The sequence below is a fragment of the Mesorhizobium sp. M5C.F.Ca.IN.020.29.1.1 genome, assembly GCF_003997375.1.
In the GTDB taxonomy this organism is placed as follows: domain Bacteria; phylum Pseudomonadota; class Alphaproteobacteria; order Rhizobiales; family Rhizobiaceae; genus Mesorhizobium; species Mesorhizobium wenxiniae.
Genome location: NZ_RZSW01000193.1, coordinates 1 through 10,572 on the forward strand (window position 1 = coordinate 1; position 10,572 = coordinate 10,572).

Below are 10,572 nucleotides of genomic sequence, written 5' to 3' on the forward strand. Positions count from 1 at the left end.
CTTCGGCTGGCTTGCTGCGGCCGATGCATCCACCTGCGCGGCGGACTTGCCCTCCTTAGGCTTCGGCTGCTGCGGCAGCACGGCCACCATCTCCGGCGCCTTGGCCGGCAAATCGTGCTTGGTGTCGTTCGCAGGCTTGGCGTCCGCAAGCTTCGGCGCCGGTTTCTTGCCCGAATAGGCATAGGCCGGGATGACGAGCTTTTGGCCGGTCTTCAGCCCGTTGGTCGCGCTTAGCCCATTGACCTTCATGAGGGCATCGGCGGGCACGCCGTAGCGCCGCGACAGGCCGGAAATCGTCTCGCCGCCCTTGACGACGATCTCGGTAGCACGCGGTGCGCCGCCTGCCGTCGCCATGCGCGGAGCATCAGACTGTGCGTCCTTGAACGGCTTTGCCGCTGTCCCCGTTGCGATCCGGTCGACCTGGGGGGCGGCTGGCGCCGAAGCGGTGCGCGCCGGATTGGCGGCGGGCGCCGGCTGCGACTGGCTGACCGGCGGCAATTGGTGCGTCGTAACCGGCTCGAGGCTTGAGCGGCTGACCGACTGGGTATGGCTGCCGTCGAGCGGCGCGGCCGACACCGGCGCATCGCCAGGATAAGGCTGTGCGGCGTCCTGCTTGTCGATGATGGCGCGCTGGTTGTTGGTCGAGGAAGTGAAAACGTCATCGACGCTGTTGAACCGCGAGACCTGGGAACTGCATCCCGCCGCGGTGCCCGCAACCATGAGGACAGCGAAACCACGCGCCAGGTTGCGTCCGTTTGCCTTCAAAATACTGAATTGCATCGCTTTTACCCGCAGATACCCGGTACAGACTGACCGCGATTAAAGCGCGTTAATGTTACTGGTCGGTTAAACCTCTAGAATCAGACGCAAATTTTGTTAAAATATTTAAGGCTGGACCTGTCGGCCTGAGGTTCAGGTAGGGCCCAGTCGCGGACGGGCGCGAAGCGACCAGACCGGTCGGTTGCGGCCATCACCTGAAATATCGACAGATCCCTAGATGACCGCGGCTACGCCGCGCAGGATCGGCTGCAGGCGGACGAGGCCGATGTCCTCGCGTTCGAAGCGGCTGCCGACCTTCGTCAGCTTGGCCAGCACCTGCTCGCCCTCCTCGGGTCCGATCGGGGCGATGACGATGCCGCCGCTCGACAATTGGTCGAGCAGGAAGCGCGGCAGGCTGTCGAAGGCCGCCCACGCGACGATACGGTCGAACGGCGCTTCATTTGCCAGCCCGTTGGAGCCGTCCGCCTGACGCACGATGACACTGCCGATGCCGAGTGCCTCGAAGCGCTGTTTGGCCTGCTCAACCAGCGTCTTGTAGCGGTCGATGGTGACGACCCGCGCGGCAAGCCGCGACATCACAGCCGCCGTGTAGCCCGACCCGGTGCCGATCTCGAGCACGCGGTTGCCCGGCTCGATGGCAAGCGCTGCGATCACTGCGGCTTGCAGATCGGCGCCCTCGATCGCCTCGCCGCATTCGATCGGCAGCATACGCTCCGACCAGGCGATCGGATGGAACTGCGCGGAAAGGAAGCCGCGCCGCGGCGTCGCCTCGAAGGCGGCGATCAGTGCCTTCGGCACCACGCCCTTGCCACGCAGGCGGAGCAGGAAAGCGGCGAAGCCTTCGCGGTCGTCGAGCGTCGGACCGTGGTTCAGGTTCATGCGAGCGCCTTGGTCAGTTGATCGCGGATTTCATGAGCGGTGAGATCGAGCTGCAGCGGCGTTACTGACACCAGCCGGTTGCGCATGGCATAGAGGTCGGTGCCTTGCTTGCCCTCGACCGGCTCGCGGCCGAAGCGCAGCCAATAATAGGGAAGTCCGCGGCCGTCGCGGCGCTCGTCGACCCACAGGCTGTGGACGAGCTTGCCTTGCGAGGTGACCACCGTGCCGGCGATCTCTTCTGGCGCGCAATTGGGAAAATTGACGTTGAGCAGTACGCCGTCCGGCAGCGGCATGGCGACAAGTTTCCTGAGCAGCGCCGGCGCCAGCGCCTCGGTGGTCTCGTAAGGCACGACGCGATCCTCGCCGACATAGGAATAGGCCTGGCTGAGCGCGATCGAACGCACGCCGAGCAGCGCGCCTTCCATGGCGCCGGCGACGGTGCCCGAATAGGTGACGTCGTCGGCGATGTTGGCGCCGGAATTGACGCCGGACAGGATCAGGTCGGGTGCTGCCGGCAGGATCTTCTTCACGCCCATGATGACGCAGTCGGTCGGCGTGCCGCGCACGGCAAAGTGTTTTTCGCCGATCTTGCGCAAACGCAGCGGCTCCGAGATCGACAGCGAATGCGCGTAGCCGGACTGGTCCTGCTCCGGCGCCACCACCCAGACGTCCTCCGACAGCGTGCGGGCGATGCGTTCGAGCGATGCAAGGCCCTCGGCATGGATGCCGTCATCATTGGTCAGGAGGATGCGCATTATCTTGATTCGATCTTTTCCAGACCGCCCATGTAAGGCCGAAGCGCTTCAGGAATGGTTACGCTGCCATCCTCATTCTGATAGTTTTCGATGACAGCAATCAGAGCGCGGCCGACGGCAGTGCCGGAGCCGTTCAGCGTGTGGACGAAGCGGTTGCCCTTGCCGTCCTTGGCCTTGTAGCGGGCGTCCATGCGCCGCGCCTGGAAATCGCCGCAGACCGAGCATGACGAAATCTCGCGATAGGCGTTCTGGCCCGGCAGCCAGACCTCGATGTCGTAGGTCTTGCGCGCGCCGAAGCCCATGTCGCCGGTGCACAGCGTCATGGTGCGGAACGGCAGGCCGAGACGCTTCAACACCTCCTCGGCGCATTCGGTCATCCGCTCGTGCTCGGCGAGCGAGGAGTCCTGGTCGGTGATCGACACCAGTTCGACCTTGTAGAACTGGTGCTGGCGCAGCATGCCGCGCGTATCGCGCCCGGCCGAGCCCGCTTCCGAACGGAAGCACGGCGTCAGCGCTGTATAGCGCAGCGGCAGTTTTTCATGCGGCGTGATTTCTTCGCGCACGAGATTGGTGAGCGGCACTTCGGCGGTCGGGATGAGGCCAAGCCTGCCATCTCCATGCGGGGCGAAGAAGAGATCCTCCTCGAATTTCGGCAGCTGCCCCGTCCCGAAAAGAACCTCGGCTTTCACCATCAGAGGCGGCTGACTCTCCTCATAGCCATGCTCGGTTGTGTGCAGGTCCAACATGAACTGGCCAAGTGCGCGCTCCATCCGCGCCAACCCGCTCTTCAGCACCGTGAAGCGCGAGCCCGAGAGCTTCGCCGCCCGCTCGAAATCCATCATGCCGAGCGCTTCGCCGATCTCGAAATGCTCCTTCACCCAGTTCGGTCGCGTCGGCACCTTGCCGACGATGCGCTTGACAACATTGTCGTGCTCGTCCTTGCCGACCGGCACATCGTCGAGCGGCACGTTGGGCAGCACGGCCAAGGCGTCGTTCAGCGCCTTGTCGAGTTCGCGTTCGCGCGCTTCGCCATTTTGGATAAAGGTCTTGATCTCGCCGACCTCGACCTTCAACCTTTCGGCAAGTGCGGCATCGCCCGAACGCATGGCATTGCCGATCTCCTTCGACGCAGCGTTACGGCGCTCCTGCCTGGTCTGCAGCTCGGTCAGGTGTTCGCGCCGCGCCTCGTCCCTGGCAATCAGATCATCGACCGTGGACTGCGCATCCTGAGCCGACCACGAGCGCTTCTTGAGCGCTTCGACAAGGGCCTTCGGGTTGTCGCGAATCCATTTGATGTCGAGCATGGTTGTTCGTCCTCGGCGGGCATGTCGCCCAAAAGTGCGCAGCGGTTTTGGGACAACGACATGCCCAAAATAAAGACCTAAAACGCATCGCATTTTAGGCCAGAGGGCGTAAACCGCATCCTTGATCGATGCAAGATGTGAAGGCCGAGTTCCTTCGCGCCCCCCTCTGTCCTGCCGGACATCTCCCCCACAAGGAGGGAGATTGGCAGCTTTGCCGACGGCTCACCTATTCCACCCTGCAGATTAGCGAAAGTCGCGACGACAGCCGATCTCCCCACCCGTGGGGGAGATGTCCGGCAGGACAGAGGGGGGCGCGACAGGATGCAACCTATGTAGATGCAGACTTCGTAGACGACACGTCCTCCGACTTTTCGGCCGCCGTTTCCGCGGCCTCCCGCTTCTCGCGCGCCAGACGTTCCCGTTCCTTGCTGCGCTCGATCAGCCGGGCCGACCAGATCGAGACCTCGTAGAGAAGGATCGTGGGAACGGCCAGACCGATCTGGCTGATCGGGTCGGGCGGCGTCAGAATAGCCGCGACGACGAAGGCGATGACGATCGCCCATTTGCGCTTTTCGACCAGCGCCTCGGACGACAGCATGCCCACCCGCGTCATCAGACTGGTCACCACCGGTAACTGGAACACCAGCCCGAAGGAGAAGATCAGCGTCATGATCAGGCTGAGATATTCCGACACTTTCGGCAGCAGGGAAATCTGCACCTGGTCGTCGGTGCCGGTCTGCTGCATGGCGAGGAAGAACCACATCACCATCGGCGTGAAGAAGAAATAGACCAGCGACGCGCCCATCAGGAACAGGATCGGCGAAGCGATCAGGAACGGCAGGAAGGCGTTGCGTTCGTTCTTGTAGAGGCCGGGCGCGATGAATTTATAGATCTGCGTGGCGATCAGCGGAAAGGCGATCACCATGCCGCCGAACATCGCCAGCTTGACCTGGGTGAAGAAGAATTCCTGCGGCGCCGTGTAAATCAGCTCGACTTTGTGCGGGTCGAGCCCTGCCCATTGGGTTGCCCATTTGAACGGGATAACCAACAGGTTGAACAGTTGCTTCGCGAAGAAGAAGCAGAACAGGAAGGCGACGAAGAACCCGCCGATCGACCACATCAGCCGCCGGCGCAACTCGATCAGATGCTCCATCAGCGGAGCCGCCGATTTATCGATCTCGTCCTTTTCCGAAATGCTCACTTGGCGGCTCCCGCCGTCTTTTTGGCGGCTGCAGTCGGCTTCTTCACCGCTGCCGGTGCAGGCTTCGGCTCGGCCTCTTTAGCTGCCGTCTTTGTCGCGGCAGGTTTTGCCGCTGCTGCCGCTGGCTTCGCTGCGGCCTTGGAGGCCGGCATCGCTTTCGCTGGCGCGGCCTTCTTCTTCGCTGCCGCGGCCTTTTGCGGTGCAGCCGGCGTCGCCGTCGCGACAGGCGGTGTCACCACCGACTCATCGGTCATCGCCGGGAACGTCGGCGCCGCCGGCGCCGCTTCCGGGGCGTTGACGCCCGGCAGCACCGTCGCGCCATTCTTCAGCTCGGTATCCTGCGGCGTCGAAGCAGCTGGCGTGACCGGGTCGACTGCCGGCTTCGGCTTCATCACCGCGTCGACGCCTGAACGGACATCGGCTGCCGCCTGCTCGAACGGATTAAGCTGTTTCCTGATCTCGGCGGCCGGGTTGAGGCTTCTGAGTGAATCGACCGACTTCTTGACGTCGTCAAGCTCGGCCTCCTTCAGCGCGTCGTTGAACTGTTTCTGGAAATCGGCTGCCATGCCGCGCATCTTCGCCGTCGTGCGTCCGAATGTGCGCAGCATCTTTGGCAAATCCTTGGGCCCGACGACCACGATCATGACGATCGCGATCACCAGCATCTCGGTCCAGCCGATGTCGAACATGGCGATGCGTTCCGACTAAAGTTTGGGCTCAGCTCTTGCTGGCCTTTTCCTTCACTGACGAAACGGTTTCGTCGGCTCGGTGTTCAACGGTGCGCTTGTCCTCGGCAACCTCGTCGTCGGCCATGCCCTTCTTGAAGCTCTTGATACCCTTGGCCATGTCACCCATCAGCTCGGGAATCTTGCCGCGGCCGAACACCAGCAACACGATCACCAGCACGATCAGCCAGTGCCAAATCGAAAATGAACCCATAACAATCTCTCTCGAAAGTTTTCTCCGACGATGATCTATGCGCTTTCGCGTCGGGATTCAAACACAACCGCGACAGAGTTTTATAAATCAGTGGCCGAAGTCACGCACTTTCGGCGCCATAGCCCGCTACCAATCGGCGCAGCCGCGAAATACCAACGGCTTTCGGCACGTCGTTTGCGGTCAATCTTCCTCGACGCGCGGCGTCAACAAGCCGAGTTCCTCAAGATCGATGTCGGTTAGCGGATCCTCGTCGTCGGTCAGCGCATCCGGATCGGCCGGTGGCAGCGGAATGGTAAAATTCGACGGCATACGGCCCGAAAGCAGCCCTGCACCCTTCAATTCCTCCATGCCGGGAAGGTCGCGGATCTCCTCCAGCGCGAAGTGGTCGAGGAAGATGTCGGTGGTGCCGTAGGTGACGGGACGGCCGGGCGTGCGGCGCCGGCCGCGCATCTTCACCCATTCAGTCTCCATCAGCGTGTCCAGCGTGCCCTTCGAGGTCTCGACGCCTCTGATATCCTCGATCTCGGCGCGCGTCACCGGCTGGTGATAGGCGATGATCGCCAGCACTTCGAGCGCCGCGCGGGAAAGCTTCCTCTGCTGGACCGTGTCGCGGCTCATCAGGAACGCGAGATCGCCGGCGGTGCGGAACGCCCAGGCATCGCCGACGCGCACCAGATTGACGCCGCGCCGCGCATAGATCTGCTGCAGTTCGGCCATCGCCGCGGCGATGCTGATGCCGTCAGGCAGGCGTGCGGCAAGCTGCTTTTCGCTGACCGGCTCGGCGCTGGCAAAGACGATCGCCTCGGCCATGCGCACGGCTTCCGCCATATGCAGCCGCTCGCCAGGATTCTGGGACAAGTTCTGGGCCTGGCTTTCTGCCGGTGCCCCGGCGAGCACGCCCTCTTCGGTCTCGTCGTCGACGTTGAACGGAATGACCGAAGCGTTGGCGCGTTCACTCATGATGCCACCTCGACTGCCCTGATGCCTTGCGCACGGCCGCGCAGATAGAGCGGCGCGAACACCTCGTCCTGCCGCATTTCCACTTTGCCTTCGCGCACCAGTTCCAGCGTCGCCGCAAACGAACTGGCAATCGCGGTACGCCGCTCGTCCGGGCCAGTCAGATATTCGACCAGGAAGCTGTCCAGCGCCGTCCAGTCGGCAAGCGAGCCGATCAGCCTGTTGAGGATATCGCGCGCATCCTTGAGCGACCACACACCGCGCCTGGCGATCGTCACATTAGTGATGGCCTGCTTCTGGCGTTGCGCCGCATAGGCGGTCAGCAGATCGTAGAGCGAGGCCGAATAGGCGTTGCGTTTCTCGACGATGATCATTTCCGGCATGCCGCGGGCGAACACGTCGCGTCCGAGCCGGTTACGGTTGACCAGGCGTGCCGCCGCGTCGCGCATCGCTTCCAGCCGCTTTAACCGGAATTGCAGCACGGCCGCCAACTCCTCGCCGCTTTCGCCGTCGTCGCCGGGTTGCTTGGGGATCAAAAGCTTCGACTTGAGAAACGCCAGCCACGCCGCCATCACCAGATAGTCGGCGGCAAGCTCCAGCCTGAGCGCCCTCACCTTCTCGACGAAGGCCAGATATTGCTCGGCCAGCGCCAGGATCGAGATGCGTGACAGATCGACCTTCTGGTTGCGGGCAAGATGCAGCAGAAGATCGAGCGGGCCCTCGAAACCGTCGACATCGACGACCAGCGCGGGATCGCCGGTCAGCCGCGAATCGTCGTTCTCGGCCCACAGACGGTCCATCGGTGCGGCCTTGCCGGCCTTGTTGTCCAATGTTTCCGCCACTTCCTGTTGCTTTCCTTTGGTTCTATCTTCTTGTTTGGCCATGATCTGTTCCGAACAACCGGCTCCCATTTTTCGGGATCATGGTCTAGGCCACCGCATCGAAATAGGTGGCGAATTCGGCGCGTATCTCGGCTTCATCAGCCCGATCGCGGTTCTTGATATAGGTCAGCGCCCGTTGCGCGCGTTGCAGCGACGTGCCTTCAAGCCCCGTTGTGCGCGCCGCAATGCCGGCCATCTCCTCGAAAACGCCATTGCAGTGAAGGACGAGATCGCAGCCCGCCGCAAGGATCGCGGCCGCCTTTGTCGGGAAATCCCCAGAAAGTGCCTTCATCGAGGTGTCGTCGCTCATCAGCAGCCCGTCGAAGCCGATTTCGCCGCGGATGATCTCATCGATGACCTTGCCGGATGTCGTGGCCGGGTTCTTCGGGTCGATCGCGCTGTAGACGACATGCGCCGTCATCGCCATCGGCAAATGATTGAGCTCCCGGAACGGGGCGAAATCATGCCGCTGCAAGTCGCTCATCGAGGCATCGACGGTCGGCAGTTCGAAATGCGTGTCGGCAAAGGCCCGTCCATGCCCGGGAATATGCTTCATCACCGGCAGCACGCCGCCCGACATCAGGCCCTCCGCCGCTGCGCGACCCAGTTCGATGACGGAGCGAGGCTCCTTGCCATAGGCGCGCGCGCCGATGACGTCGCTGGCGCCCTCGATCGGAACGTCGAGCACCGGCAGGCAATCCGCCGTGATGCCGTAGCGCAGCAGGTCGAAGGCATGCAGCCGTGCCATCAGCCAGGCGGCGCGGTTGCCGGCGTCGTGGTCGTTGCGCCACAGGGCCCCGAGCGCGCCACCGGCCGGATAATTCGGCGCCAACGGCGGGCGCAGGCGCTGCACCCGGCCGCCTTCCTGGTCGATAAACACCGGGGCGTCCGGGCGCTCGATACAGTCGCGCATCGCGGCGACCAGATCGCGGATCTGCTCGGTCTCGCCGATGTTGCGCGCAAACAGGATGAATCCCCACGGGCATTCATTGCGATAGAAATTGATTTCTTCGCGTGTGAGCGATTTCCCGGCGCAGCCGAGGATCATGGATTTTGATTCGGTCATGGGCAGGAGTTTAGAGCTTCACGCGGACAAAGGGAATCGCATCGAACCACATGCGGCCAGGACCCCTTCCACACAAACAACTCCCTTCCACAAAAAAACCGGCGCGGTTCGTGACCGCGCCGGTTCTTTCCGCCCAAGGGCGGGAGACTTGAAAGGGCTAGCGCGACACGAAGCAGTTGCCGCCGGCAGCCTTGTAGCTGGTGCACAGGTTGATCGCATCGTTGCGCGACTTCGCCGGGACGCGGACGCGATAGAACGTTCCCTTGCCGGCGATCTCGGCCTTGACGATGTTGGCGGTATGGCCGGAAAGCACGCTGCCATATCGGCGCTGCAGATCCTGATAGGTCGACTGGGCGCTTTCGACGGTCGGCTGGGAGGCAATCTGCATCGACCATGAGCCACCGCCGGTCGAGCCCGCCGCGGGATTGATGGACGCAACCTGGTCGGGCTTGACCTCGCCGACGACGTCGACCGGCTGGTCGGACGGACGCTGCGGCGCCACCGGAACCGAGGCCGGCGTATTGGCAGGCTGGGCGGTTTGGGCCTCAGCCTCAGGCGCGGCTGCCGGCGCGGCCGTCGGATTGACTACTTCCGGCTTGGCTGTTTCCGGCTTGGCTGTTTCCGGCTTGGCGGCTTCGGTCTGGTCGCCGCCCACTGGGTCGCCACCCAGTAGGTCGTCACTTGCCTGGTCGGCAACAGGCGGTACCGTACCGGTCTGTTGTTCTGCGTCGTCGGCCTGACCCGTCGGGGCCACATGCTGCGGCGCCGGATCGACAGGCTCGACGGCAGCCATCTGCGGTGCCGCAGGCGCCGGATCCTCGCGCGCAACCAGCGAGCCATCGGGTTTGACGACCATGGTTCGCACCTTGCGCGGCGCAACCGCGACGAGGTCGGGGTCGATGCCCTGGTCGGCCTCTTGCAGAACTTGGGCGATACGATCCTCGGATTTGGATGCCGGCAGGGCGGCGACGTCGGCATTTCCGGCCGCTTGCGTGCCGCGGATCGCATTGGCGCCTTCAGCGGCGGCGGGTTCGGCATTGCGGATCGCATCGGCGGCTTCAGCCGTGTCGATATCGTCGGGCGAAAGATCGACCACACGGCTCTGCGGCGGCTCCTTGGCCGCCACGTCCACCGGCTCTTCAGTGTTGGTGACCAGTTTTTCCTGGACCGGTTCGGCAGGCTTTGCGCCACCCTTGGCCACGGCGTCATAGACCTTATTGTCCTGGTTCGGCACGACGGTGCCGCCCGGATTTTCCGGTCTGACCTTGATCGGTGCGTTGTCCGCCTTGACGATGACCGGCGCATCGGTGCCGCCGGTGCCGCCGAAAGACAGCGCGAAGGCGCCGAGACCGCCCGCGAGCGCCACGGCGCCGACGACCGCGGCGACCAGCAGGCCGCGGCTCCGCGGCCTCGCAGCATCGTGCTCAGCCAAGCCGGGAACTGACATGGCCTCATCCAGTTCGGGGTCGTAGTCGAGTTCGTCCAAGCCAAAGTCGTCGGCCTGCGAAGCCGGCCGGCCGTTGGGCAAGTCGCCCAGATCGAAGCCGCTGGCGGCATCGGCATAAGACGCACTGACAGACGCTTGTGCGGGTCTCGCCGCATAGGTGCGCGTTTCAACGCGGTCGGGCTCATAGCCTGACTGGAACCCGGCCGCTGACTGGAACCCGGCCGTTGACTGAAATCCGGCCGTTGACTGAAATCCGGCCCCTGACTGAAATCCGGCCCCTGACTGAAATCCGGCATTGTAGGATTCGTCGTCATAGGCCGCGCCGCGCGCCGGGGCGGCAGCGACGTCTACGGCATTCATTTC

At 63.5% G+C, this 10,572-nt stretch carries 11 protein-coding genes; all 11 read right to left on the reverse strand.

The genetic code is table 11. The annotated features are described in order from the left end of the window. The coding region (locus EOA85_RS16960; protein ID WP_127210489.1) for a LysM peptidoglycan-binding domain-containing protein at positions 1-780 on the reverse strand (780 nt) is incomplete at its 3' end. A gap of 213 nt (positions 781-993) precedes the next feature. Further along, the gene (locus tag EOA85_RS16965; RefSeq protein WP_206523311.1) at positions 994-1,659 is read right to left on the reverse strand and encodes a protein-L-isoaspartate(D-aspartate) O-methyltransferase; all 666 of its coding nucleotides are present in this window, start codon (positions 1,657-1,659) and stop codon (positions 994-996) included. Continuing rightward, entirely contained in the window at positions 1,656-2,414 is a 759-nt protein-coding gene (gene surE, locus EOA85_RS16970; protein WP_095521440.1) for a 5'/3'-nucleotidase SurE, read from the reverse strand. The genes EOA85_RS16965 and surE overlap by 4 nt, the downstream gene beginning before the upstream one ends. After that, positions 2,414-3,718, reverse strand: coding sequence for a serine--tRNA ligase (gene serS, locus EOA85_RS16975; protein WP_127210490.1), 1,305 nt, complete (start codon positions 3,716-3,718; stop codon positions 2,414-2,416). The genes surE and serS overlap by 1 nt, the downstream gene beginning before the upstream one ends. Before the next feature lie 328 nt (positions 3,719-4,046). Beyond that, positions 4,047-4,871, reverse strand: a complete 825-nt coding sequence (tatC, locus tag EOA85_RS16985; RefSeq protein WP_127210495.1) for a twin-arginine translocase subunit TatC — start codon at positions 4,869-4,871, stop codon at positions 4,047-4,049. A 44-nt stretch (positions 4,872-4,915) separates the two neighbouring features. Continuing rightward, a complete protein-coding gene (tatB, locus tag EOA85_RS16990) occupies positions 4,916-5,608 on the reverse strand; it encodes a Sec-independent protein translocase protein TatB (protein ID WP_127210491.1) in 693 nt (230 codons plus the stop codon). 28 nt (positions 5,609-5,636) lie between these two features. Further along, entirely contained in the window at positions 5,637-5,858 is a 222-nt protein-coding gene (locus EOA85_RS16995) for a twin-arginine translocase TatA/TatE family subunit (protein WP_127210492.1), read from the reverse strand. A 180-nt stretch (positions 5,859-6,038) separates the two neighbouring features. Further along, positions 6,039-6,818: an SMC-Scp complex subunit ScpB gene (gene scpB, locus EOA85_RS17000; RefSeq protein WP_029353166.1), complete on the reverse strand. Its 780-nt coding sequence runs from the start codon at positions 6,816-6,818 to the stop codon at positions 6,039-6,041. Continuing rightward, on the reverse strand, positions 6,815-7,615 hold the full coding sequence (locus tag EOA85_RS17005; protein ID WP_029353169.1) for a ScpA family protein: 801 nt from the start codon (positions 7,613-7,615) through the stop codon (positions 6,815-6,817). The genes scpB and EOA85_RS17005 overlap by 4 nt, the downstream gene beginning before the upstream one ends. A gap of 127 nt (positions 7,616-7,742) precedes the next feature. Continuing rightward, entirely contained in the window at positions 7,743-8,762 is a 1,020-nt protein-coding gene (nagZ, locus tag EOA85_RS17010) for a beta-N-acetylhexosaminidase (RefSeq protein WP_127210493.1), read from the reverse strand. Between the two features lie 157 nt (positions 8,763-8,919). Then, a partial coding sequence (locus tag EOA85_RS17015; RefSeq protein ID WP_164759704.1) for an SPOR domain-containing protein occupies positions 8,920-10,572 on the reverse strand: 1,653 nt, incomplete at its 5' end.

Bases quoted from the DNA above. Each gene is read 5' to 3' on its own strand.
- EOA85_RS16965 (WP_206523311.1), bottom strand. From the start codon at position 1,659: ATGAACCTGAACCACGGTCCGACGCTCGACGACCGCGAAGGCTTCGCC.
- surE (WP_095521440.1), bottom strand. From the start codon at position 2,414: ATGCGCATCCTCCTGACCAATGATGACGGCATCCATGCCGAGGGCCTT.
- serS (WP_127210490.1), bottom strand. From the start codon at position 3,718: ATGCTCGACATCAAATGGATTCGCGACAACCCGAAGGCCCTTGTCGAA.
- tatC (WP_127210495.1), bottom strand. From the start codon at position 4,871: ATGGAGCATCTGATCGAGTTGCGCCGGCGGCTGATGTGGTCGATCGGC.
- tatB (WP_127210491.1), bottom strand. From the start codon at position 5,608: ATGTTCGACATCGGCTGGACCGAGATGCTGGTGATCGCGATCGTCATG.
- EOA85_RS16995 (WP_127210492.1), bottom strand. From the start codon at position 5,858: ATGGGTTCATTTTCGATTTGGCACTGGCTGATCGTGCTGGTGATCGTG.
- scpB (WP_029353166.1), bottom strand. From the start codon at position 6,818: ATGAGTGAACGCGCCAACGCTTCGGTCATTCCGTTCAACGTCGACGAC.
- EOA85_RS17005 (WP_029353169.1), bottom strand. From the start codon at position 7,615: ATGGACCGTCTGTGGGCCGAGAACGACGATTCGCGGCTGACCGGCGAT.
- nagZ (WP_127210493.1), bottom strand. From the start codon at position 8,762: ATGACCGAATCAAAATCCATGATCCTCGGCTGCGCCGGGAAATCGCTC.